At 49.6% G+C, this 25,488-nt stretch carries 21 protein-coding genes; 19 read left to right on the forward strand and 2 right to left on the reverse strand.

Annotated features, from left to right (window positions below; all coding sequences use genetic code 11):
• The first annotated feature begins 28 nt into the window (after positions 1–28).
• The 12 genes from lipA (at position 29) to POREN0001_RS08590 (ending at position 16,598) form a co-directional block, all read left to right on the forward strand.
• Entirely contained in the window at positions 29–913 is an 885-nt protein-coding gene (gene lipA / locus POREN0001_RS08530; protein ID WP_004335331.1) for a lipoyl synthase, read from the forward strand.
• Positions 914–945: 32 nt separating this feature from the next.
• Entirely contained in the window at positions 946–1,713 is a 768-nt protein-coding gene (locus tag POREN0001_RS08535; RefSeq protein ID WP_004335242.1) for a type III pantothenate kinase, read from the forward strand.
• Positions 1,694–2,995, forward strand: coding sequence for a BamG family beta-barrel-assembly machinery protein (gene bamG / locus POREN0001_RS08540; RefSeq protein WP_040581628.1), 1,302 nt, complete (start codon positions 1,694–1,696; stop codon positions 2,993–2,995). Before POREN0001_RS08535 ends, bamG begins: the two co-directional genes overlap by 20 nt.
• Before the next feature lie 65 nt (positions 2,996–3,060).
• Complete coding sequence (locus POREN0001_RS08545; protein ID WP_004335320.1) at positions 3,061–4,431, forward strand: tetratricopeptide repeat protein; 1,371 nt, start codon at positions 3,061–3,063, stop codon at positions 4,429–4,431.
• A gap of 86 nt (positions 4,432–4,517) precedes the next feature.
• A complete protein-coding gene (lptC, locus tag POREN0001_RS08550) occupies positions 4,518–5,117 on the forward strand; it encodes an LPS export ABC transporter periplasmic protein LptC (RefSeq protein ID WP_004335252.1) in 600 nt (199 codons plus the stop codon).
• Entirely contained in the window at positions 5,114–6,403 is a 1,290-nt protein-coding gene (locus POREN0001_RS08555) for a hemolysin family protein (RefSeq protein WP_004335343.1), read from the forward strand. Before lptC ends, POREN0001_RS08555 begins: the two co-directional genes overlap by 4 nt.
• Positions 6,404–7,487: 1,084 nt before the next feature.
• Positions 7,488–9,392, forward strand: a complete 1,905-nt coding sequence (locus POREN0001_RS08565; RefSeq protein WP_004335254.1) for an InlB B-repeat-containing protein — start codon at positions 7,488–7,490, stop codon at positions 9,390–9,392.
• Positions 9,393–9,744: 352 nt separating this feature from the next.
• On the forward strand, positions 9,745–11,496 hold the full coding sequence (locus POREN0001_RS08570) for an ABC transporter ATP-binding protein (protein ID WP_004335218.1): 1,752 nt from the start codon (positions 9,745–9,747) through the stop codon (positions 11,494–11,496).
• 22 nt (positions 11,497–11,518) lie between these two features.
• Positions 11,519–13,246 (forward strand): ABC transporter ATP-binding protein, encoded by a 1,728-nt coding sequence (locus POREN0001_RS08575; RefSeq protein ID WP_004335268.1) that lies wholly within the window; start codon positions 11,519–11,521, stop codon positions 13,244–13,246.
• A 94-nt stretch (positions 13,247–13,340) separates the two neighbouring features.
• A complete protein-coding gene (locus tag POREN0001_RS08580; RefSeq protein ID WP_004335249.1) occupies positions 13,341–14,162 on the forward strand; it encodes a class I SAM-dependent methyltransferase in 822 nt (273 codons plus the stop codon).
• A 43-nt stretch (positions 14,163–14,205) separates the two neighbouring features.
• Positions 14,206–15,501 carry a tyrosine--tRNA ligase gene (gene tyrS / locus POREN0001_RS08585; protein ID WP_004335355.1) on the forward strand — a complete coding sequence of 432 codons (1,296 nt, stop codon included), beginning with the start codon at positions 14,206–14,208 and terminating at the stop codon, positions 15,499–15,501.
• 23 nt (positions 15,502–15,524) lie between these two features.
• Positions 15,525–16,598 carry a glycosyltransferase family 2 protein gene (locus POREN0001_RS08590; protein ID WP_004335336.1) on the forward strand — a complete coding sequence of 358 codons (1,074 nt, stop codon included), beginning with the start codon at positions 15,525–15,527 and terminating at the stop codon, positions 16,596–16,598.
• A 69-nt stretch (positions 16,599–16,667) separates the two neighbouring features.
• Here POREN0001_RS08590 and POREN0001_RS08595 read toward each other — a convergent pair whose 3' ends face one another.
• Complete coding sequence (locus POREN0001_RS08595; RefSeq protein ID WP_040581632.1) at positions 16,668–19,346, reverse strand: transglutaminase-like domain-containing protein; 2,679 nt, start codon at positions 19,344–19,346, stop codon at positions 16,668–16,670.
• Between the two features lie 29 nt (positions 19,347–19,375).
• Positions 19,376–20,245 (reverse strand): NAD(+)/NADH kinase, encoded by an 870-nt coding sequence (locus tag POREN0001_RS08600; RefSeq protein WP_004335318.1) that lies wholly within the window; start codon positions 20,243–20,245, stop codon positions 19,376–19,378.
• 308 nt (positions 20,246–20,553) lie between these two features.
• Here POREN0001_RS08600 and POREN0001_RS08610 point away from each other — a divergent pair, with 308 nt between their 5' ends.
• From POREN0001_RS08610 to yajC, 7 genes are all read left to right on the forward strand, one after another.
• Positions 20,554–21,273 (forward strand): pyridoxine 5'-phosphate synthase, encoded by a 720-nt coding sequence (locus tag POREN0001_RS08610; protein WP_004335372.1) that lies wholly within the window; start codon positions 20,554–20,556, stop codon positions 21,271–21,273.
• Positions 21,274–21,310: 37 nt separating this feature from the next.
• Positions 21,311–22,039 carry a MotA/TolQ/ExbB proton channel family protein gene (locus tag POREN0001_RS08615; RefSeq protein WP_004335361.1) on the forward strand — a complete coding sequence of 243 codons (729 nt, stop codon included), beginning with the start codon at positions 21,311–21,313 and terminating at the stop codon, positions 22,037–22,039.
• Between the two features lie 18 nt (positions 22,040–22,057).
• Entirely contained in the window at positions 22,058–22,495 is a 438-nt protein-coding gene (locus POREN0001_RS08620; RefSeq protein WP_004335357.1) for an ExbD/TolR family protein, read from the forward strand.
• 11 nt (positions 22,496–22,506) lie between these two features.
• On the forward strand, positions 22,507–23,319 hold the full coding sequence (locus POREN0001_RS09170; protein WP_004335285.1) for an energy transducer TonB family protein: 813 nt from the start codon (positions 22,507–22,509) through the stop codon (positions 23,317–23,319).
• Positions 23,320–23,347: 28 nt separating this feature from the next.
• Positions 23,348–23,902: a DJ-1 family glyoxalase III gene (locus POREN0001_RS08630; protein WP_004335279.1), complete on the forward strand. Its 555-nt coding sequence runs from the start codon at positions 23,348–23,350 to the stop codon at positions 23,900–23,902.
• A 62-nt stretch (positions 23,903–23,964) separates the two neighbouring features.
• Positions 23,965–24,930 (forward strand): biotin synthase BioB, encoded by a 966-nt coding sequence (bioB, locus tag POREN0001_RS08635; protein ID WP_004335324.1) that lies wholly within the window; start codon positions 23,965–23,967, stop codon positions 24,928–24,930.
• 150 nt (positions 24,931–25,080) lie between these two features.
• Positions 25,081–25,413: a preprotein translocase subunit YajC gene (yajC, locus tag POREN0001_RS08640; RefSeq protein ID WP_004335329.1), complete on the forward strand. Its 333-nt coding sequence runs from the start codon at positions 25,081–25,083 to the stop codon at positions 25,411–25,413.
• Positions 25,414–25,488: the final 75 nt, after the last annotated feature.

Raw genomic sequence — 25,488 nt, forward strand, 5'->3', positions numbered from 1 at the left:
GTAAAAAGGCACAACTCGTACCCAAACTATGTCTAGCAACTTTGTCAAGAAGCCTGAGTGGCTCCGCATCAAGCTGGGAGGCTCCATTACGTACGGGGAGACACGTAAGGTGATCGAAGGGCATTGCCTGCATACCATTTGCAGTAGCGGTCGGTGTCCCAATCAAGGAGAGTGCTGGAGCCGAGGTACGGCAACCTTTATGATTGGTGGGAACATTTGTACGCGTAGTTGTCGCTTTTGCAATACCCTCTCGGGGCATCCACTCCCTCTCGACCCTAACGAACCTCGTGCTGTGGCAGAGAGCGTACGAGCCATGGGTTTGAAGCACGCCGTAATTACAAGTGTGGATCGCGATGATCTGCCCGATGGCGGAGCGCATCATTGGCAAGAGACGATACTTGCGATACGAGAGCTTAATCCGAATGTGACTTGTGAGGTACTTATCCCCGATTTTCGAGGAGATCTATCCATGGTCGATCTTGTGATTGCTGCCCGCCCCAACATCATTTCCCATAATCTTGAAACGGTAAAACGTTTGACTCCTCTCGTGCGCAGTGTCGCTACCTATGAGCGCAGTTTGTCCGTACTGGGGCATATTGCCAAGCAGGGTATCCTCGCAAAAACGGGCATTATGCTAGGGCTAGGGGAGACCGAAGAAGAGATCTTAGAGACGATGGACGATGCCCTTAGTGTGGGCGTTAGCATCCTCACCATAGGGCAGTATTTGCGCCCGAGCCGCAAAAATATTCCCGTGGAGGCATATATTGAGCCGGCGCAGTTCGACCACCTTCGAGAGGTCGCTCTCCAAAAGGGATTTACCCATGTGGTTAGTGGTCCTTTAGTGCGCTCTTCGTACCACGCTGAGGAGCAAGTCAATCGCACTTCGCCCACGGATACTCCGCACGAACACTGATACTTTCCCACCCTTAGGCAGATAAGAGAATTATGGCATCCCTACCTCACGAGCGGCATCTGCTCATAGACAAAGGCAACAGCTACGCAAAAGTGGCTGTGGTAGACGATGGCGTTTTTTCTCCCGAGGTGGCATTTGTGGAGCAACTTACCCCCGAAACTTTAGCTCCTTTGTGCCGAGTGGCCCCCGGAGGGCGACTATTTACCGTCTATTCATCCGTGGGGGAACCTCAACTATTTGCTCCTGCCTATCTGCAAGAGCAGTCATACTATTTCTTACAAATCGACGCTGAGACCGAGTCTCCTCTCCGTGCTCTCCACTACGAAAGAGCGCAGCTTGGAGCCGATCGTCTTGCTCTCGCCGTTGGAGCCTTGGCTTTTACCGAGAAGGATACAGACGTGCTTGTTATAGATATTGGCACAGCTATTACCTACGAATGGGTCTCTAGTACAGGAGAGTACCTCGGAGGCAATATCTCTCCCGGCCCTCGCACTCGGAGTCGTGCGCTACATATGGCAACGGCTCTCCTACCCGAGGTGGAGCTTACGTCCGATGCTCCCGAGATGGGAAGCAATACACATGATGCTATTTTGGGAGGAATCGCTTGGGGGATTGGCTACGAAATTGAGGGATACATTCGCCATCTTCAGTCCAAAAAACCTCGTCTAAAGGTAATTTTGACGGGTGGATACGCTACATATTTTGCCGATAAAGTAAAAAATGTGACCTTTGTAGTGCCCGACCTTGTTTTGAGGGGGCTTGATAGATTATTAGAGTACAATGCACAGAACCATAAGTAACACCTTCCGTTGGATGTCAGCCCTCTTAGTGCTGGCTCTCACTTTCGCCCTTCCTCATGGGTTGGGGGCACAGAGCAATAGTACGGAGTCTCCCTATTCTCGCTTTGGCATCGGAGAGTTGTCTCAGAAGACAGCCGGAGTATCACGAGGTATGGGTAATGTCGGTATTGCCTTACGCTCCGATCGCTTTGTCAATCCTAAGAATCCGGCCTCCTATGCAGCGGTGGATAGTCAGACTTTTATCTTCGACTTTAGTGCCAGTGCAGGTACTTCGTGGTTCGTTGAGGGGAATAACAAAGATGCTCGCCTATTGGGTAACTTCGAGTATGCAACCTTGCTTTTCCCTGTCGCTCCCTGGATGTCTGTAAGTGCAGGGATTATGCCCTTTTCTACCGTTGGGTATCGCTTTGGGGCTTCCCAATCAATCGATGGGGCAACCAATAGGCAGTATACAACGCTCTATCAGGGGAACGGTAATATTTCGGAGGCCTATTTGGGGATCGCTTTCGACCCCACTAAGAACTTTTCTTTTGGTCTGAACGGTTCGTATCTTTTTGGTTCGCTTACGAATCGACGTACCGTAGATTTTAATTCTTCCACAGCCTACAATCCTACAAATATCGAGATACTTTCGTTGCACGGCTTTAAGCTAGATGCCGGGGTGCAGTACGGGTTTGCCATCTCTAAAGAGCACTCACTAACGCTCGGGCTTACCTATTCGCCCTCTTTGCCGCTTGCCAGTAGTTTTGTACATCGCAAGCTGCTCTCTTCCGGCACCTCGTCTACAACGTATGAGTCGGATACCATCACTGCCAAGAACGCTTACCATACGCCCAATGCTTTTGGGCTAGGGCTTGCTTACCAGTGGAGCAGTAAACTATTGCTTGCTGCCGATGTCCAATATAATATGTGGCAAAAAGCCCTCTCGGGGCACCCGAATTATCGGGCTCGCGATCAGTGGCAAATAGGTTTGGGCGCAACCTATACCCCCAGTGAGATAGCACGTTCTATTTGGCAGAGAATGGAGTATCGATTCGGTCTCTCTGCGGAGAATAGCTACATCACCTTGCCGAGTGATCAAGTCTACAAAGGCTATATGAAGGGGGGAATTTCATTTGGTTTGGGGATCCCGATGGTGGACAGACGCTCTTGGCTAGATCTGACCTTCGATTATAATCACCTCTTCCCCCAACAAACAAGTTGGGTACACGAAAACTATTTCCGTATTACCTTGGGATTGCGCTTCAATGAAGGTTGGTTCCGCAAAATACGTCTCGACTAAAAACTCTACAACTATATCTACCAATCCATTTTACAAGACGAAATAAATAGTAAACAAGCAACACTATGAAAGGACTAAAGTGTATTATCTTTTCGGCTACGCTACTTGCCTCTTCGCTTGTAGCTTTGGCACAAACCGGGATAGCCTCCGGTACTCCATATGGCTCGGGACAGGACAGTATCCGCTGCCGCGAAAATATCAGCCTTTTCTCTACCTATGTAAAGAGTGAGAGCTATACGGATGCGTATGAATTTTGGAAGAAAGCCTATGCAGAGTGCCCCGGCTCTTCAAAGAATATATACATCTCCGGAGTAAAGATTCTCAATTGGCAAATACAACAAGAGACAGACCCTGCAAAGCGCGCTGCAAAGCTCGAAGAGTTGATGAAACTCTACGACGATAGAGCAAAGTACTTTGGTGACGATCCTCGTTATGGCTTGGATTGGATCACCGCTAGCAAGGTTACGGATTACCTCCAGATTGTTCCCAAAGAAAAAGTGGACTACGACAAAATCTATGGCTGGACAAAGCCCGTTATAGAGAAGATTGGAGGGGATACGGATGCCAAGGTGGTGTACTTCAATGTTTACTCTTCGCTCAACAAGGCTATTGGCAACGAGGCTTGGCACCAGCAGTATATCAACGACTACATGAGTGGTAATGATATCATGGAAAAAGCCGTGGAAGCTGCTGAGGCAACGGGTGATACGGTACGCATCGAATATGTGAGAAGCCTCAAAGGTCAGCTTGATATGCTCTTTGTACAGAGTGGGCTTGCCAAGTGCGATATGCTGGTAAAGATCTATGGTAAAGACCTAGAAGCCAACAAAGAAAACATCGCTTTCTTGCAGGCAATGCTTGATATGTTCCGCAATGCCGATTGCGAAAAAGATCCTCTTTACTTCAAAGCGAGTAAGTATCTCTTTGCCATCAAACCAACAGCTGCTTCAGCTCTCGGGTTGGCTAAGGAAGCTATGAGTGCGAATAAGAACGCCGAAGCTACCGAATTCCTCAATAAAGCAATCTCACTTACAAGTGACAAGAACATAAAAGCGAGCTGCTACTATACACTGGCTGTGATGAGTATGAATGCGCGTCAGTACTCGCAGAGCCGTGCTTATTGCCAAAAAGCAATGGCCGAGAACCCCTCCATGGGTAGCCCTCTTATCCTCATTGCCAAGATGTATGCTGCAACGGCGAGTAGCATCTTCCCCGGAGATGCCCTCAAACAACGCTGTGTATTCTATCTCGTATTGGATAAGCTAGAGCGCGCTCGCTCCATAGACTCACGTGTAGCCGGCGAAGCTGCTTCTCTCATTGCGCAGTATCGCCGTCACCTCCCCAGCTCGTCGGACGTTTTCATGCACCCCGAGCTAGACAAGGGTAAGAGCTTCTATGTCGGTGGTTGGATTGGCGAAAGCACAACCATCCGCTAACCATTATCATTCATGCCCCAAGGGGGGAGAGGATTCTTTCCCTGGGGCGTGAATCAATTTTTTTTGACGTTGTTTCCCTTAGAGTCGTGCCAACTGCTCCTCATCTACAGGTCAAGCGTTCTCATCTTTGGGTGCTGAGCGTCTTGGCTTTTTTGTTTCTCCCTCTGCTCTATGGTTGTGGAGGCGATGGTACTACGCAGGTGGTAAAGCACGAGTTTAGTCTCGACTCTATCTACAGCATGTACACCGATAGCGTAGATGTACTTATCTCAGACTCGGGGAAAACTCAGTACCGCATGGTGGCCTTGGAGTGGTATATCTATGAGAAGCGGGAGCGCCCTTGCTGGGTTTTTCCAAAGGGGTTTTATGCCGAGAAGTTCGACGATAAGAAAAACAAGCTAGCCCAAGTAAAATGCGATACAGCCTACTACTATATGAACGAAGAGCTGTGGAATTTTATCGGGCACGTCTTGGTGGTCAATCTCTCGGGCGAGCGTTTTACCACTCGTCACCTCTATTGGGATAAGAATCAGGGAAAAGTCTTTTCGCAAGACACTGTACGGATCGAAGGACTGGGGCGTTCGCTGATGGGGAGCCACTTTGAGGCGTCTCAAAATTTTCAGCAGTACACGTTCTACAACAACGTCGGTCAGATGGATGTAAAAGAAGAAAATTCGGAAGAATGATGCTCCTCTCTACCTCTTTACCCCCTTTCTCGTTGCTTTCTGTGTTGGGGGTGATTGCCCTGCTTATCCTCTCTGCCTTTTTTTCGGGGATGGAGATTGCCTACCTCACGAGTGACCGCCTTAGGGTAGAGGTGGATCTCTCAAAAGGCGGGGTGGTCTCGAAGGCTCTCAAAATGCTCTTCCGCAATCCCGACCGCTATGTTACAACCGTACTCGTGGGCAATAACATTGTGCTCGTAATGTATGGTCTACTGATGTCGCTCATTTTAGACCCCTATTTGGAGCAATTCATCCATGCCGGGTGGCTTCTAGTCTTGGTGGATTCTCTCATATCTACTCTCGTTATCATTGTGTTTGGGGAGTATCTCCCTAAGTCTCAATTTAAGAGGAATCCCAATAGTGCGATGCGGCATTTTTCATTGCTTTCTGCCTTTTTTTATTTCCTCCTTCTGCCTATCACCCTCTTCTGCTCGGTATTGTCGAGAGGCTTTCTCCGGCTTATGGGAGTGCGAGGGAACCAAGCTGTGGTACATCGTCACCTAACGACAATTGACCTAGATCACTACCTGAGTGATACTCTCCTGCACGACGACGATCAGGGGACGCTCAATACGGAGGTCAAGATTATTCAGAATGCAATTGGCTTCTCCGATGTGCGAGCACGAGACTGTATGGTGCCGCGTAGTGAGGTGGTGGCCTGCGATCTTGCGACCCCGCTAGAGACTTTAAGGGGTATCTTTGTCTCCACGGGGCTATCCAAAATAATTGTGTACGACGGAAGCATAGACAACGTGGTTGGCTATATTCACTCCTCAGAGATGTTTCGCGGGGATGATTGGCAGCAGCGCATGAAGCAGGCTCTTTTTGTGCCGGAGAGTGTCTTTGGGCATAAGTTGATGAAGCAACTGATGCAGCGGAAGCAGTCCGTGGCTATCGTGGTAGATGAGCTGGGCGGAATGGCGGGTATCGTAACGATGGAAGACCTCGTGGAGGAGATCTTTGGGGATATAGAGGACGAGCACGACAAGAAACAGTTGGTTATCCGCCAAATAGATGATAGTAACTACATCTTTTCGGCGCGTTGTGAGATTGACCTTATTAACGAAGAATACCACCTCAACCTGCCCGAGAGCGACGAATATAACACCCTGGCAGGGCTTATCCTTGCCCATCATGGAGACATCCCCAAGACTCGTGAGATTGTAGAGATCGGTAAGCTACGCTTTACCATATTGCGTTCTAGTTCTACGCGGATAGAGCTGGTCAAGTTGACGCTCCTTGACTAGTAGCCTGCCTCTCTCCCTCCCTTTCCCTATTCTTTTTTCTCCCTTTTTCTTTTCCTCTCTAGCCTCTTTAGTGCCATGATAGGGGCTGGGGCTTTCTGTCTGCCCTCGGAGGGTGGTTTTCTTCTTCGGTCGTTTATTTTCTTCTCGTATGGGGGGCCTCTTCTCTTTTTCGCACTTCAATACGGAGTCCTCTTCGGGAGGTATTTTTGGGTGAAAGGAGAGGAGTGAGAAAAAGTCCGCCTAGAATCCTAATCGTTTTCGGGCAAAATATAGCCTCCATACTGCCCAAAACTTTTTTATTTTTCAGGCAAAAATGGGTGCGCATTTTGGGTGGAAACAAAAAATTTTTCACCCCATAAAACTCCTTTTCATTCCGCAAGGGGGTGTTCTTCTCTCTTGGGGAGGAGTTTTCGCCGGAGTCCGAAATTTCTTTTAAACCTGTCACTGCTAAATTGTTATGGTACAGTGAATTGTGAGGTTGTTATGACCGATTTTGCAAGATGGGTCAATATGAAGAATGCAAGATTTTGCAATGTTTTTGACCGATTTTGCAAGATTTTTTTTGCCTAAGCACCCTACCTTTGCTCACAAGAAAACAACGCTCATGTAGGAGCAGAAACTGAAGGATAGAAGAAAAAATAGTCGTCTACCTATAAAGAGAGTTAGGAGGCAATTTATGATAACGAAAAGCACAAATCGTTCCGGAGAGCGTCGGGAGCAAAACCTTAGAATTCATGAAGACCGCATGGATCTTCTCGGTACTATACACGAGATGATCGATGCGGAGTTCGCCCGACGTGAAGAGGGGCAATGGGGGAGCAAGCCACAGCCACGAGCGCCATCCGCTCCAAGGCATTCGGAGCTTGCTCCCAAGCCTCCTCTTTGCAGTGGTTGTCTTTTGCAACGATTTAGGGCGCTCTTTCATAGGAAAGGGGATAGAGACAAAAGAGTCATAGAATAGAAAGTAGTAATATAGTATAGCAGTAGAGAAAAGAAAATAGACCCGTCTTGCCCGCTCTTCTCTTTGAGTGAGAGCACGTGACAAAAGGAGAAAAAGAGGGCAAGACACAAAACGAAGAAAGATATGAAAAAAACGGTACACAAAGGGGGGCTATATATAGTCTCCATCGCTTTAGCGTTACTAGGGCTGGTAGGGGCATCCTACACGTCATTGGCGCAAAAGCTTACAGTGTTGGGCAAGAGTGTTCCTCTGGATGAGGATGCTTCGGGGAATCAATCCGGACACGATCTCGACAATGAGAAAAATTGGAATGGCTCTTGGTCTTGGAATCATACAACCAAAACACTTCGCCTCACAAAACTTAAAAGTAATATGGATGTACGGGGCATCTATGTGGAGGGGATTTTTAACCTTACGATAGAAGTAGCAGGGGAGTGTTTCCTCTTATCCTCTGAGGAGGATAAGCCTGTAATAGAAGGTCTAGAATCTAACATGACCATTACGGGAGTAGGGCAAGGTGCTGAACTAATAGTTCGTACCAGTAAAGATGGTAGTGTTGGCATTCTGATAGATAAAAATCGAGATCTCTACATAAACAATTGCTTGGTAGATGTTAGATCCGATGAGTATTACGGAGTTGCAGGCAATTATGATGAAAACAACACCGGTATAATCATCTCTAATGGAGGAGCCCTGGAGGCTTGGGGCAAGAGTGGCTCTATTGCCGATATCGGACAGTACTTCTCTGTAGAAGAGGGGGCAGATCATAAGGAAATTGATGTCAATAAAACTACAACGCATGCTCTCACAGCTGCTTTCCCTGATCGGGACGTGAAGTATGAGAATGGAGATATTGTGTATGCTTCCGGAGCTGATGCCGGTACTCTTGTAAAGGAACATTGGGTTTTGGTCACTCCTTACTACCCCATCACGATTGGAGGTAACAGGTTACGCAAGTATAAGAATGTTTTGAAATCTGAGAATTCCTCCTTTGTTAGTTCCGGAGAAGTTGAATATAATGCCAAGCTGCACACCCTAACCCTCAAGGATGCTACCATTGCCTTCGCTGGGGAAAATATTGGGATTTTGTCTAACCACCCCTCTACCTACCTCAGAGTAGTGTGTATAGGTGCAAATAAGATTACTACCGAAGCTGCGGATTGTTTCCTAACGAGAGACGCAGAAAGCCCTGTTTTTGTAGGGGAAAGTGATAATCCCTCTCTTGCGTTATATCCCGGTACAGGAGCTGAGTATTCCGGTATTTGGGATCAATCCGAAAAAGAAGATGATCAGCTAATTATTAGTGATATTAATCTCAAGATACAAAGTGATGGTCCCTGTATCTATACAGGCATGCAGAATAAAGAGATATCATTGGATTTTCTTAATGCTACGCTTACTAATATTAAGCCCGGCTATCTGTTGATTCAGGGCTTTAAGACGTTGGGGCTTGAGAATGCCTATATCTACTCTCCCCTTGGCGCTGTTGTGGATGGGGGTACTATCAGTCTTGATGGAAAGTCTCTTGCAGATACTACGTGCGAGATCAAGAAGGGTGCTGCTCCTGCTTACCAAATCACGATTGACCCAAATATGAAGAATGGTAAGGTCACACTCTCACAGAATGGTTCGGTAGCGTATGGTACAACGGTTACGGTAACAGTAAAACCGGATGGTGGCTACAAATTGGCAAAACTCACTGCCAACGGCGTGGATATCACGGCCACGAAGAAGTTCGTGGTGCAGGCAGCCACCACGGTAGCAGCTACCTTTACGAGAGACAATGCTATCGAAGAGGTTGCGACTACAGATGTACTCCTCTTCCCGAATCCTGCGGCAGAAGCTACGACTCTCTCGGGTGTAGAGCCCGGGGCTATGGTACAGGTCCTCTCGCTCGACGGCGTAGAAGTACTTCGCACCGTGGCTAATGAGGCAGGTGTAGCTCGTCTCGACTTCGCCGGTGTGGCAGCCGGTAAGTACCTCGTGAAGAGCGGTGAGACAACGGTAGTCCTGCTCGTTACGAAGTAAGATTCTATTGACAACGGAAAGAGGGTGAGGGCAGAACTCCCCGTTGGGAAGCACCTCTTGCCACTCTTTCCTCCCTAAGTGAAGTCGGGGTTGTGGGTTCGCCTGCAGCCCCGATTTCGTTTGTCCGTTTCATTCTCCCCATTGTTTCCCTTCATAGGAAATAGGGCTACTAATTGCCTTTTTTCCTCTCTCTTACGAGGAGACAGAGGAGGAATATTGTGCCATGAAATACTTTTAAGTAGGGAGTTTGTAGTAAAAAATCCCCAATAGTGGGGATTGTGAACACTGTTCATCTGCTCTACCTTTGCTTGCGAATTGATATGCAAGTAAATCCTATTATAACCATAAACAGATGAATGTGTTACAGCGATTGGGGATCTATATGGGCAACCGTAAACCCCTGCTTCCCATTAGTTTAGTACTGTCGGGCTTGACAGGGCTCGTCTCCCTTCTTCCCTTTATCTTCGTTTGGCTTATTGTGCATCAGTTGCTTGTAGAGCCCGAGGGTGTGGAGCCGGATAGCGTTTTCTCTCTTGCATGGTGGGCTTTCGGGTCTGCCGTATTGGCTATTTTGCTTAGCTTTCTCTCTCTTATCTTCTCGCACGTTGCGGCATTTCGGGTTGAGTGCTCCATGCGGCGCTCTGCTTTGTCGCGGTTGATGCGGATGCCTCTGGGCTATTTCGATACCCACACCACGGGGCGTATACGCAAGATTATCGACGAAGACTCGTCTCAAACACATACCTTTATTGCCCATCTTTTGCCCGATCTGATGGGAAGTATTCTCTCGCCCATTGGGGTGCTTGTTTTGCTCTTTGTTGTGGATTGGCACTTAGGGCTGGCATGTATGATCCCTATTTTGATGGCTTTTGCCACCCTCGGGGTCATGATGAACCCAAGGCAACAGAGCTTCCAAAGGGAGTATCTTGATGCTCAAGAGCGGATGAGTACCGAAGCGGTAGAGTATGTGCGAGGTGTGCCTGTTGTCAAGGTTTTTCAGCAGACCGTTTTCTCCTTCAAACGTTTCTATGATAGTATTATTTGCTATCGCGATCTTGTGACCAAGTGTACCCTTCGTTGGCAGTACCCCATGTCGTTTTATACCGCAGTGATCAATACGATTGCCTTCTTCTTAATCCCGATGGCGATAATCTTGATCCACAATACTGGCAACTATGGGGGTGTGATAGCCGATATGATACTATTCCTCCTTATTACGCCGGTTATTTCCGGCAATATCATGAAGATAATGTTTCTACAGCAGGGTATGTTTATGGCAGGGGAGGCGATCAACCGCATGGAGGCTCTTACGGAGGATGCCCCTCTCCCCGAAGCTGAGCACCCACAACCAATAACCTCTTATAGTATTGCCTTCGAGGGCGTTACCTTTTCCTATTCCGGTGCCAATACCCCTGCCGTGCAGGAGCTCTCTTTTACCCTGCCTGAAGGGAAAACGTATGCTTTGGTAGGACCCTCGGGAGGGGGTAAGAGTACAATTGCTCGCCTTATCCCTCGCTTCTATGATGTGGCGCAGGGGAGTATCTCTATTGGGGGCGTGGATGTACGCCAAGTGGCTACGCACGACCTTATGAATGCCGTATCTTTTGTTTTCCAAAATGGGAAACTCTTTCACTCTTCGTTGCGCCACAATGTGACGTATGGTTCCCCTAATGCTACCGAAGAACAGATCCGGCGTGCCCTCAATCTTGCCCAGTGTAGGGAGATTATAGAGCGTCTCCCCCAGGGGTTGGATACTCGGATTGGTGTAGAGGGTACCTATCTCTCCGGGGGAGAGCAACAACGTATTATCCTTGCTCGTGCCCTTCTCAAAGATGCTCCCATCGTGGTTCTAGATGAAGCTACTGCTTTTGCCGACCCCGAAAACGAGCAATTGATTCGCCGTGCTCTGGCTGAGCTAACAAAGGGGAAGACTGTACTTCTCATAGCCCATCGCCTAACCAATGTGGTGGATGCCGATGCTATTTTGGTGGTTGACGGGGGGCGCCTTGTGCAGCAGGGTACGCACCAAGCTCTCGTGGAACAGGAGGGGTTGTACCGCTCAATGTGGGAAGAATATAACCGCTCTATCAACTGGACCATCTAACCTTTTAATCCTCAAAATCATTATGATCCACCTCATACAAAATCGTTTTGCCCTCACCCGTGATGGAGCTATCTCCTTTGTTAAGGCTGTTGTGTGGTCGTTGTTGCTCAACCTAGCCTTTATGCTCCCCGCAATTTATCTCTTTCTCTACCTTACGGATTACCTTGATCCGCTAATACACCCCGGGGCTACTCCCTCCCATGGATTGGGCTACTATATCCTCATAGGTCTGCTTTGCTTCCTTGTAATCTTTGTTATTGCTTTTAGGCAGTATGCTTCTACCTATACAAAGATTTATACCGAGAGTGCCGAGCGTCGTATAGCCCTGGCCGAGAAACTTCGCAAGTTGCCTTTGGCGTTCTTTGGTGAGCGTAATCTCTCGGATCTTACCTCTACTATTATGGCAGATTGCTCCGAGATAGAGCACGTTTTCTCGCACGCTGTACCTCAGCTCTTCGCTGCAGCCGGGAGTATCCTCCTCATTACCATAGGATTGTTTTTCTACAATTGGCAACTCTCTTTGGCTCTCTTTTGGGTCGTGCCTCTGGCTCTGCTTGTACTGATCCTCTCTAAGCGAGCTATGGAGCGTGAACTCAAAAGGGTACATTGTACGAACCTCTCGATCGCGCAGCAGATACAAGAGGGGTTGGAGAGTGTGCAGGAGATTAAAGCGTATAACGGCGAGGAGGAGTACCTCAAGACCTTCGATGAGACAATTACAACCTACGAACGACAGTTGATGCGAGGCGAAACTTTGGCTGGGAGTACTCTCAATCTTTCCCATATACTCCTCAAATTGGGCATTGCATCCGTTATCTTGGTTGGGGCTTATCTACTGGCAGATGGTACAATTCCCATGCTTACCTATCTTATCTTTTTAATTGTTTCAGCCTCTATCTACAACCCTATTATGGAGGTGATGAATAGCTTTGCTGCTCTTCTCTACTTGGATGTGCGTATCAATCGTTTCCGCGAAATGGATCAAATGCCTGTCCAGACGGGAGTGCAAGAGTGCCACCCCAAGGGGTTTGATATAGCCTTTGATGGGGTCGAATTTTCCTACGAAACCGGCAAACAGGTGCTTCGGGGCGTCTCTTTTGTGGCTCGCCAAGGTGAGGTTACGGCTCTTGTTGGCCCCTCGGGTGGCGGTAAGAGCACCACGGCCAAGTTGGCTGCTCGCTTTTGGGATGTAGACCAAGGGCGCATTACCCTAGGCGGAGAAGACATTAGCAAAATAGACCCTGAGACTCTGTTGCAATACTACTCTGTGGTGTTCCAAGATGTGCTTCTATTCAATGCCTCTATTGCCGATAATATCCGCGTCGGGCGTAAAGATGCTTCCGACGAAGAGGTACGCCGCGTGGCGCGATTGGCGCAGTGCGAAGAGTTTATACAGCGTATGCCCCAAGGCTACGATACGCAGATAGGAGAAAATGGCGAAACCCTCTCGGGTGGAGAGCGTCAGCGCATCTCTATTGCACGTGCTTTGCTAAAAGATGCTCCCATCGTACTGCTGGACGAGGCAACTGCCAGTCTCGACGTAGAGAACGAATCGAAGATACAGACGGCGATCTCTGCCCTCATCAAGGATAAAACAGTGCTGATTATTGCCCATCGTATGCGCACGGTGGCTCATGCTCATAAGATAGTGGTAATAAAGGAGGGGCAGGTAGTGGAGATGGGGGCTCCGGAGGAACTCCTGGCACAGGGAGGGGAGTTCGCGCGTATGGTAGCTGCTCAGAATGCCTGATTTCTAGCCCTAGAACTAAAAAGATACTGGGAGCCTCTTGCCGGCCGGTGAGCAAGAGGTTAAGCTCAGACCGAACGAGATACAAATAAAGTATATGAATAGTGCGATACAAAACAACCTAACCAAGGTGCCCGAGACGATGCTTATACCGCTTCGTGCTCGCTACAACGAAACCAAGCGACCCCACGGTATTATTCGAGATCCTAAGTCGGTGGAGATATTAGATCGTATTGAACCCTTTTTTGAGGGTAGGCGAGAGGTCTCAATTCTCTCGCAAATGGGAGTGGCCGTGCGTACGGATATTCTGGATCGCCTCACCCTGCAATTCCTAGAAAAGCACCCCAATGGATTCGTGGTTAACCTCGGTTGTGGATTGGATACTCGCTTTCACCGCTTGGATAATGGCAAGGTTACTTGGTTTGATTTGGATCTGCCCGAGGGTATAGACTTGCGCAGAAACTTCTTTGAAGAGAGTGAGCGATTCCATTTTGTAGCCGCCTCAATACTCGACCCCTCTTGGCTCGATCTCCTCCCCAAAGATGCCCCAAAACTCTTTATAGCTGAGGGGCTTTTGATGTATTTTACGGAGGAAGAGGTGCACTCTCTCCTCGCTACCTTGGCAGAGCGTTGCCCTCGGTCGGAATTTATTTTTGAGGCCATGTCTCCCCGTATGGCACGTCATACCGAGCAGCATAGTGATATGAAAGGGTACGAGGCGCAGTTCAAATGGGGTATCAAGTCGGGGCGAGATTTGCTCAATTGGGGCATAAAACTTCGCTTTGAGCAGGAGTACTTCTACAATATCCACCTCAAGAAAATGCCTTGGTATGTAGCTCTCTTTTATCAGACTGTGGCTCGCCGTGTGATGAAGATTGTACACCTAACATTGGGAGAAGAGCAGTTGAGAGTCGCCTGAGAAGTCGTACCTTTGCAGTCGGTATTTAGTAATCTGATAGACGATGAACGACTTTGTAGAAGAACTTAGGTGGCGCGGGATGCTCCACAATATCATGCCCGGGACAGAGGAGCAACTCTCTAAAGAACTCTCTACGGCATACGTGGGGATTGACCCGACAGCAGACTCGCTACACATAGGGCACCTTGTGGGAGTGATGATGCTTCGTCACTTTCAGAGGTTTGGGCACCGCCCCATAGCTCTCTTAGGTGGAGCCACGGGTATGATTGGCGACCCCTCGATGAAAAGTGCCGAACGCAACCTTTTGTCTCTAGAGACCTTGCGCCACAATCAAGAGGCGATTGGTAAGCAACTTGCCAAATTCCTCGACTTCGATAGCGAGCAACCCAACGCCGCAAAGTTGGTCAATAACTACGACTGGATGAGTGAATGGCGCTTCTTAGACTTTATTCGCGAGGTCGGGAAGCACATTACCGTTAACTATATGATGGCCAAAGATTCCGTGAAGAAGCGTTTCGAAGGGACGGCAGGCTCGGGGCTTTCGTTTACAGAGTTTTCGTACCAGTTGCTCCAGGGCTACGACTATCTATACCTCTACCGCCATGAGAATTGCCGCCTACAGATGGGCGGATCCGATCAGTGGGGGAATATCACTACAGGTACGGAACTAATTCGCCGTATAGAGGGGGGCGAGGCTTTCGCTCTTACATGTCCCCTCATTACCAAGGCAGATGGAGGAAAGTTTGGCAAGACCGAGAAAGGGAATGTTTGGCTCGATCGTCGCTACACTTCGCCTTACGCTTTCTACCAATTCTGGTTGAATGTGAGTGACGAAGATGCCGCTCGTTACATTAAGATTTTCACTTTCTTGGGAAAAGAAGAGATCGAAGATCTTGTAGCACAGCAGGCTGCGGCTGCACATCTCCGCCCCTTGCAACGACGTCTTGCCGAGGAGCTTACGGTACTCGTACACAGTCGCGAAGATTACGAAGCTGCAGTATCTGCCAGCGAGATTCTCTTTGGTAATGGTACGGCAGATGCTCTCCGCTCGTTGGATGAGGAGATGCTTCTCTCTGTGATGGAGGGGGTACCTCACTTCTCTATTGCTCGCGATACACTGGCTACTCAGCCCAAAGCGGTCGATCTCTTTACCGAGGGAGCTGCTATTTTCCCCTCAAAGGGAGAACTTCGCAAGCTCATCAAATCGGGAGGCGTGAGCCTGAATAAGGCGAAGCTTACAGATACAGAAGCTACGGTTAGTGCCAGTGATTTAATTGCCGGTCGCTACCTATTGGTACAGCGCGGCAAGAAGCAATACTACCTCGTAACGGCTGAGTAAAGAATTGCCAATAGGAGCTTGTAATGAAGCAGTTAGCCATTGTAATTGTCAATTACAAGGTACCGCATTTTGTAGCTCAGTGCCTCGACTCTGTTTTACAAGCCACACGCAATATCGATGCTGAGGTATGGGTCGTAGACAATGCCTCGGGAGATGGCTCTCTGGAGATGCTCTCTCCGCAATATCCGAGCGTTCACTTCATCGCCAATAGCGAGAATGTGGGCTTTGCACGGGCTAATAATCAAGCCCTCAGGCAGGTTGATGCCGAGTACTCTTTGTTGCTTAACCCCGATACGCTTATTGGCGAATCGACGTTGGAGGCGAGCCTCCGCTTTATGCAGGAGCACCCTGAGGCCGGAGCTTTAGGAGTGCGCATGATGAATGCTCAGGGCGAGTTCTTAGCGGAGAGTAAGCGAGGTCTTGTCACTCCCTTTGTGGCATTTTGTAAGATTGCGCAGCTAGGGCGATTATTCCCCAAAAGTGCAGTTTTTAATCGATACTACCTAGGTCATCTCTCTAAAGTGGAGGTGCAGGAGGCTCCCATCCTATCGGGAGCATTCTTTTTTGCACGTAGTGAAGCTCTTCGCAAGGTGGGATACCTTGACGAACGGTACTTTATGTATGGCGAGGATATAGACCTATCGTATAGTATTTTACAGGCCGGCTATCGCAATTATTATCTGCCTATCCCGATGCTCCACTACAAGGGCGAGAGCGAGAGTGCAGCCCAAGGTGAGGGGCGTTATTTGGATGCCTTTTACGGTGCTATGGAGCTATTTTACGATAAGTATCATACGGGGCAGGCATGGCTCCGACGGCTGATGCACGGGGCTATTCGCCTGAAGAAGTCGCTGGATAAGCGTAGCCAAAAGAAGACGCTCCCTCTTACAAACCGACCCATCGCGGTGGATCTCAGGCAGCCTGATGCCCTAGATGCTATCCCCTCGGGGAGTGCCGTTGTGGTGGATTTGAGCCTTATCTCCTACGACCTTTTGTTGCAAACCATGTGTGGAGCCGAGGGGCGTGGCATTACCTTTCTTTTGCACGACCCAAAACGCAAAGTAACCTTGGGCCCCGGTGGTATAGTACCGGAATAAAATCCCCCTTTTCTTCTAGAGGAAAGGGGGATTCGCATGTAGTAAGTCGCAATTCGGCTTACGGAGCGTCTACTCTAGCTTAGGGAGTGTAGCTACAATTTGGTCTCCGATACCAATTGTATAGCCCTCGTGGATAAACACAACTCGACCAAACGAATCTGCAATGACCACTAGGGGCAAACTCCCTCGTTCTCTGTTGGTCGCCTTATAAATCATTTGACGAATTGTGCCGTCTTGGTCCACTCCATAGTGGCTTGCCTTGGGCAGTCGGGGAAACTCCGAAGCCTTGAAGCTCTTTGCGGCAGCCGACGAAGGGAAGAGGAAGACGAAGGGGCGTCCCCAAATGTTGAGTTTCTCTTCTACTCGCTCAAGGTCTTTGAGTACATGGTTGGTTGGCTCCGTACCCGGTTCGAGCAGTGCCAGAACAAAAAATCCGCGCCCCGTAGTGCTGATTAGGCTTTGGGTAGCCGTCTTCTCTTCTTTTGTTGGTTCGCCTTGTAGGGTGCAGTAGGGTTGCTCTACGTTGATAGAGCCCAACACAGATAGTTCATTCGCATCTTGGGGGAGGGTTAGGCTCAGCGTTGTTGTAGAGTCCCTCTCTATTTGGAATCGTTGCATCCGCACTTTTACAGCCCCTGAGGCCATACGCGTGCCTGCAATGAGGTAATAGCGTCCTATGGCAAGGGGCATGGGCTTGGCAAACAGGGCGGAGACCTCTAGGGGGCCATCCTCATCAAAGTAGAGGGTTTGGGGGAGAGCGGTTCCTTTGAGGTGGGCAAGGGAGAAATGACTATAGTACTTGGGTACAATGGAATTGGCTTTGTCGGTCTGAGACAAGAAGGCAACTTCTCCCTTAGGTTGGTCTGCCGGTGGAGTATCCAGAGGGTATGCTTGCCAAGTTTTGCCCCTATCAAAAGATATTTCTACCACTCTTAGGGTCGCATTATATCGAGAGAAAAGGCCTCGGGTACGGGCGAGTTGCACGAGAGCAATCTCCATGCTTCGCTTATCTCCTCGTTTGTATTTCAGAAGAGACCCAAGAGAGAGGGGAGAGGGATAGCCCCCATCTCTTTGGCAGTCGGCAAGTATTTGTAGTGTGTTGGCAAGCCATAATTCATCCTCTACCAAGGCACCTACAAAGGGTTGCTCCTCTGCCACAGTGCGCCAATCACGTAGGGGTTCATAGGCAACGCGTGGAGAGTATTGATAGAGTAGCTCCTCTTGTGTAGCACCTGTGGGTACTTGCGCAAAGAGTTTTTCGAGGAGGGGGAGGGGAATATCTGTCCAATCCTTTTCACTAAGCACGTGTAAGAAGTCGAAGGCGAGCTTTCTACGTTCGCTAGGTTGTGCATCGAGGAATTTATAGAGGTTTCGAGCATTGGCACGAGCGGTGGTGAATAGATAGCCTACAGCTGCAGGATCAAGCGCCCACTTCTTGGCCGCTTCGTTGGCAGATGTAGGGGTGGCAAAAGTGGCTTCGTAGGCGTGACGGATAGAATCGTCCATGGCGATACGTTTGTCGCAGCTTGCCATCTCCTCTTCCGTAGCCCGTACAGGGATTGCGTTTTCGTGAGGAGGGGTTAGCTTAAACTCCAAACTATCGGGGAGGTTCCCCTCGGGGGTAAGGCGCAGGATGGCAGGCTTGGATAGATCTGCCGGTAGGATATCGAAGGCTTGTTCTTGGCGTTTTTCGTCTTCTGCCCATACGAAAAGATCTCCGTGCCCTGTGGAGATCCCGGCATAACCACTGCCATTGGTACGAAGGGTAGCTACGGGGTAAAACTCGGCATAGTTGTAGACACAGAAGTGTACCAAGGCGCCCTCGCTAGGCGAGCCATCGGCATTTTTTACCACTACTTCGGCCTTGTGTGTAGGAGTGTAGTGCGCTGTGCAATTGATGGTTGTGGTGTTCCGCTCGGTAGAAATGATCTCCTCATTCCCTTCATAGCGACCAAATACTTTGGCGTGAACAAACATCGCACGAGAGGCTGCACCGTTAAACCACGCAATATCTAGGTTCGCTGCCGGTTCAGACCCTCCCAAGAAGTGCCATTCGCCATCCACCCATACCTCTACCCAAGCATGGTTGTCGTCGGTATGTGCCCAGCGCGGGGTGTATACTTGTCGAGCAGGAATCCCCATAGCGCGCAGGGCTGCTACGGCAAAGGTCGATTGCTCACCGCAACGCCCCAATGCGTTGTAGACAGTCTCCAGCGGCGAGTGTGTACGGCCATCACTCGGAGCATAAGTTACTTTTTGTCTACACCAGTGGTTAATCTCGAGTACGGCATCGTGCATCGAAAGCCCCACTATGCGATCGCGTAGCTCGTTGTAGAAAATCGCTCTACTACTATCGAGAGGTTCGTTGTTGACTCTCGGGGGAAGTACAAAGTGAAGGAACTCACGATCGGGTATGCGTTTGCCCCATGGCATCTCTTTGCGCGCTTGGAGAGCCGTGCGTACGTTGGCCAAGTGGAAGTCTACGGAGTAGTCCGCTACATCCGAAAAAGGCATGTAGGCATAGAGGAATTGCAGACCTTCGCGCTCTTCTGTCGTGAGGTCGTCTCGGAGAATTGCTTCGTAGAGATCACCTCCATTTTGGGTACGTGCAGAATCGAAATCTTCCTGTACACGCCGGCGCATCGCAGAGTCTTTTATTAGATGCCCATCACTGCAGGAGAAGAGCAGCAAGCTCGTGACAGCAAAAAAAGCTGCTAGGAATAGGGAATGTAGTTTGTGAGGTTTCATATCATATAATAGTGTTGTTATTGTTCTCTCTATCGTAGATTTTGCCCCCAATGGAGCTTCTCCCTTAGGGTCTCTGCAAAGGTGTGATTGCTCAGGCGAATAAGGCGTACAGGGTGCTTTGCTCGGGCAATCGTTAGAGGGGTCCCTGTTGGGAATACAGCCACGTTGCCATCTGTTACAAGCATAAAAGTACTGCTGCGAGAAAAAACCTTGAGGTGTAGTGTCACGGTGTCGGGTAGTACAATCGGGCGCATACTTAGGCTGTGGGGCGCGATGGGGGTAATGAGTAGTACAGGACAATCCGGTGAGACGAGAGGCCCATTCAGGCTAAGCGAATAGGCGGTGGAGCCTGTGGGCGTTGCAACAATCAGTCCATCGGCAGCATAGTCTGCTAAGAAATACTCATTGATATGGGTCTCAACATTGATAATCGACCCCGTTTCTCTTTTTTGTATGGCAATCTCGTTGAGGGCATAGGCTTGGTATCCCTCTACTTCCACCGAGAGTAATCGACGCTCCTCTATAAGGTATTCGCCTGAGATAAGGCGGTCTATGTACTGGGCAGCGTCGTGTATGTCGAGGTCAGTAAGGAAACCTAGATGCCCACTGTTAATCGCGAGAATAGGCGTTGTAGGGCTGGCAATGCGGTGTAGAGTACGCAGGAATGTACCATCTCCTCCAAAACAGATAATGTAATCTATCTTCCTAGGGGCGTTGCCTGCAAATCTCTCCATTTTTTCTAGGGCGGTACTTGTCCCCGGGTGCTGTGTCAGCTCCGAAAAGAAAGTCTCCTCAAGGAGTATTTGTTCGCCTTTTTGAGCTAAGGCGGAGAGGAATGCAGCTACATCTGAAACTGCCTCTACTACGTGTCCGGAGCCAAATACTGCTACTGTGTTCATAGTCTATGGAACGAAAGTGGGGAGGGGAGAGCGAGAGCGGTTTTCTTGCAGGGTAATTCCATTTCTTTTTCTGCCCTATTCTCAAAAAGTTTTAGCCCTAAAAGTAGTGACAGTTTTGCCTGAAAAATAAAACTTTTCTGCCCAGAAGAGGAGACCAAAACCAGCCAAGAAAAAATAGCTCCTGAGCCGATGCTCCTCAGCATGGTGAGACTAGCTTGGGAGTCTGTTTTGCCTATTCGTCGAACCTCTTTCTCTGCCATCTCCGCAAGTTGTACTAAATTTGCTACCGACAAAGATAGTATTTACCGATGACTAAGCTAAGTGTAAATATCAATAAAGTGGCTACGATACGCAATGCACGCGGCGGTAATATCCCCAATGTACTGCAAGTAGCTTTGAATTGCGAACGGTTTGGAGCGCAGGGAATTACTGTGCACCCTCGCCCCGATGAGCGGCATATACGCTATGCGGATGTACGAGCACTCAAGCAGGTGCTCTCTACCGAGTTTAATATAGAGGGGAACCCTATTCCCTCGTTTGTAGACCTTGTCTTAGAGGTAGTCCCTGCCCAAGTAACCCTCGTGCCGGACGCTCCCGATGCCCTTACATCCGATGCCGGTTGGGAGGTAGATCAGCACTTCGACTTCTTACGAGATACCATTCGTCGTTTCGAGGCTGAGGGTATTCGCACCTCGATATTCGTTGGCACGGACCTCGATAACATTGCCCGAGCTGCGGATGCCGGATGCCGTAGAGTGGAGCTCTACACAGAGCCGTACGCCACCGCTTTTCTCGAGGGAGAAGTGGAGCCGGTGATAGAGCGATTTGCCCGAGCTGCGGAGCATGCTGCCGCTTGTGGGCTGGAAGTAAATGCGGGGCACGACCTCAATCTTGATAATCTCAACTATTTCGTTCGTCGGGTACAGCCCCTTGCCGAGGTGTCTATTGGGCATGCTCTTATCTCCGATGCTCTCTATTTGGGGCTCGAAGAGACGATCCGCCGCTACCGGCACGAGCTTATTCTCTAGCGTTTTATCCTAAAAAGAAAACATTAATAATAGTGATATGTACATACCCTTGATGCAAGTAAATGCCGCTGTGGCAGATACAACCGCCACCCTCATTGAGGCTGGTACGGCTACCCCTGTTGCTACCCTTTCTGTATGGGATCTCGCCCTCAAAGGGGGCTGGATTATGCTTGTACTCCTTTTGCTCTCTCTCTTGGGGATCTATATTTTTGTCAAGAAGCTCTTGCAGGTAAAGGCAGCGCACAAGTCCGACTCCTCCTTTATGGATCGCATTAAAGACTACATCAATACACAGCGGATCGACGCTGCACACAACCTCTGTATCTCTGTCAATACACCGGAGTCTCGCATGATCGACAAAGGCCTTATGCGCCTAGGTAGACCCATGAGCGACATCTCGGTGGCAATAGAGAATGCCGGTAACGTAGAAGCCGGTAAGTTGCAAACCTCCATGCCTCTGATGGCAACCATTGCAGCATCTGCGCCCATGATCGGCTTCTTGGGTACGGTTACGGGTATGGTGCGTGCCTTCTTTGATATGGCCAATGCAGGCTCTTCTGTCGATATTTCGCTCCTCTCCGGGGGGATATATGAGGCTCTTGTTACTACGGTAGGGGGGCTTATTGTGGGTATTATTACCCTTTTTGCTTACAACTATTTGGTCGCTCGTATTGACAAAGCCCTCAATGTACTGGAGGCGCGCAGCATAGAGTTTATGGATGCCCTTAACGAACTTAGTGGCAGTCATGAGGAAGGCAATCTATAATCAGAGGGGATAGTAGCCATGGCACTCAAGCGAAAACTTAAGGTCTCCGAGGCTTTTAGCATGGCGTCGATGACCGACATAATTTTCCTCCTCCTGATCTTCTTTATGGTCGTGAGTACTCTAGTGGTGCCCAATGCCATCAAGGTCAATCTTCCCTCTTCTCAGTCTACAGCTCCGAGCGATATGCCTATGGCGAGAGTTACGATTACCGCCGAAGGGACTTGTTATTTTGCCCTAGAGGGCGAAGCCCCCTTCGTCGTAGACGAGACTCAACTGCTGGAGCAGCTGGCAGCGGCACACGATGTATCCCCCGATATGTACGTGGCTCTCTATGCCGACGAAGAGGTGCCCTACCGCGAGATTATAAAGGTGCTCAACGCAACGGCTCAGCTGGATATTAGGCTGGTACTTGCTACCAAAGCGTTGCCTTCTGCACCCCAAAATACCCTAGAATAAAGGGCTAAACAATGACACGAGACAGACTTATCGCTCTTGGGATCACCATTGCCTTTCATGGGCTTATTGTAGCACTCCTCTTTTTGCTGCAACTCTCGACTATGGCGCGTTCGCATCCTAAGGAGATTACGTTAGTCCCCGTAGGCGTATTGGGCGAAGAGTTGGCACGTGGGGGTGCCGGCAGTGAGGCTGCTCCTGCTCCCTCTAGCTATACGCCTTCTATGCCTACAGCTCCTCCCACGGCTCCCTCTCCTCATAAGGAGTCTCTTCTTACTCAAAAGACTCCCGACCAGCCCGCTGTAGCTCCTCCAAAGACAAAGCCCACGCCCAAGACCAATGAAGCGGCTCTTGCGGCAGAGCGTCGTGCCCAAGAGGAGGCTCGTCGTGCGCAAGAGGCTGAGCGAGAGCGGCAGCGTGCCATTAGCAACAAGGTCTCTAATGCTTTTGGCAAGAGTGCTTCTCAGGGTACCCAAGGCAAAGAGTCTACCGGTACCGGAGGTGCGCAAGGGCAAGGCGAAGGCTCTGCCACAGGTAGTAGTGTAGGGGGAGGTGCTTCTCTTGCCGGCCGTAATGTGGTGGGTAATGGAGGGCGTCCTGCTCGTCCTACGGGCTTTTCACCCACGCGTGGTACCGTGGTTGTGCGCATCGTGGTGAATGCAGATGGCAAGGTAATAGAGGCTACCCAGCGATTAAGAGGTACCAATGTAACGGATAGTCGCACGGTACAAGCCGCCATCCGAGCTGCGCTGGCAACACGCTTTAATGCCCAGCCCGGAGCTGCCGATCAAGAGGGGACTATCACCTACCACTTTGATATTCAATAGATTTTCAGTCCTAAAAAGCTATCATCGTATGGAACAAAAAGTTTATGTCTTCCTTGCAGAAGGTTTTGAAGAAATAGAGGCAGTGACCCCTATCGACCTATTGCGCCGTGCCGGTCTTAACGTGGAGACCGTCTCTATAACGGCAGATCGCCTTGTGACAGGGGCGCATGGAGTGCCCTATACGGCAGACCGAGTTCTTGCCGATGTAGAGGGACAATCCCCTCTTGCCATTGTATTGCCGGGCGGTCTACCCGGAGCGCAAAATCTGCATGATACGCCTGCTTTGCTCTCTATGATTCGTCGCCAGCTAGAGACCTCTAAGGTGGTGGCAGCTATTTGTGCCTCTCCTGCCTTTATCTTGGGAGAAGAGGGGTTATTGCAGGGGAAAAAAGCCACTTGCTACCCGGGTTGTGAGCCCAAAATGAAGGGCGCTACCGTGTCTACAGAGTTGATAGAGGTGGATGGCAATATCATCACCGGTAAAGGTCCTGCAGCCTCTATCCCCTTTGGGCTTGCCATTGTAGAGAAACTTGCCGGGGCAACTACCGCCAAAGAGGTGGCCGAAGGCATCCTATATAAGTGATTTTTCGGCAAAGAGACCTCTTTTACGTTCGTCTCTTTGCGGAGCGTTGCTGACCTTTAGTTTTGGACTTCTCATACGATCCGAATCGTCCTCTCAGTCGGGAGGAGGCTCTCTATCTTGCCTTTGAGGTAGACCGAGAGGCGTTGTACGAATTGGCGCATCGCACAACGGTGGCCCTAGGTCCCGCCTTCGATACCTGCTCTATTATCAACGTAAAGAGCGGCAACTGCCCCGAAGACTGCAAGTGGTGTGCCCAAAGTCGCCATTATACAACGGGAGCCGGGGTTTACCCTTTGCTCTCGTCGTACGAATGCACTCGCCAAGCTTGCTACAACCGCCGGCAAGGGATTCGCCGCTTTTCTCTCGTGGCAGGAGGACGATCCGTCTCCCTGCGTGAGACGCGCCAATTGGCAGAGATCTATCAGGAGATCTGTTCAGAGACCGATATAGATTGCTGTGCCTCTCTTGGCTTGCTCGATGAGGAACGGCTACAGATACTCTACGATGCAGGCGTCTCTACGTACCATTGCAATATGGAGACAGCCCCCAACCTTTTCTCTTCGCTCTGTACAACCCATACTCAAGAGGAAAAGATTGCCACGATCCGCGCCGCACGCAAGGTGGGTATGCGCGTCTGTTCCGGGGGGATTATTGGCATGGGGGAGACATTGGAAGATCGTATAGACTTTGCTCTCTTTCTCCGTGATTTGGAGGTGCAATCGATACCTATAAATCTATTGCAACCCATCCCCGGTACACCTCTTGATAGCCAAGCTCCCCTTAGCGAGGAGGAGTACCTCACCACGGTAGCTCTCTTCCGGCTTATAAACCCTAGAGCCTATCTGCGATTTAGCGGAGGGCGTATACAGCTCCCTCTCCCTGTGGTACGCAAGGCTATGTACATCGGCATCAATGCGGCCATAACGGGAGATCTGCTCACCACTGTGGGGGCACGTGCCGAGGAGGATATGGCTCTGATTCGAGAGATGGGCTACACTACCGATCTTCCTACCGATTGGGAGAGATAGTTTTGTGTCATTGGGGATGGCTTACCCATCAGACGATGGCTTTTGCATTGTGATACGTTTCTAGGAGGATTGATACTGCTCCCTCTCTGACGATTTATTTGTAAGTTTGTAGACAGAAATTGCAAGAGATAAACGACTAATAAAACAACGATGAATTTATTCTTATTACAAGCAGCTGCTCCCGAAGCTGCAAAGGGCGGTCTAATGGGCGGTAGCTGGGGTACTATCATTATGATGGTGGTACTAATCCTAATTTTCTGGCTCTTCTTTATTCGCCCTCAGTCGAAGCGTCAAAAAGAATTGCAGCGCAAGCGCGAAGCAATGACAGAGGGAGATAAGGTAATTACTGCCGGAGGGATACATGGCAAAATCTCTAAAGTACTTGACAAGGAGTTCGTGATAGAGATTGCCAAAGATGTACAGATCCGTGTAGACAAATCTTCTGTTTACGCTGCCGGCGAAGACGTCGCAGCTCAGAAGTAATAGCCCCATATGGGGTGTATTCTCTAGAAGAGGGTAAAACACTTGCTCCGCGGGAGTTGTTAAACCGTGTACTTG

The organism is Porphyromonas endodontalis ATCC 35406 (genome assembly GCF_000174815.1).
GTDB classification, from domain to species: domain Bacteria; phylum Bacteroidota; class Bacteroidia; order Bacteroidales; family Porphyromonadaceae; genus Porphyromonas; species Porphyromonas endodontalis.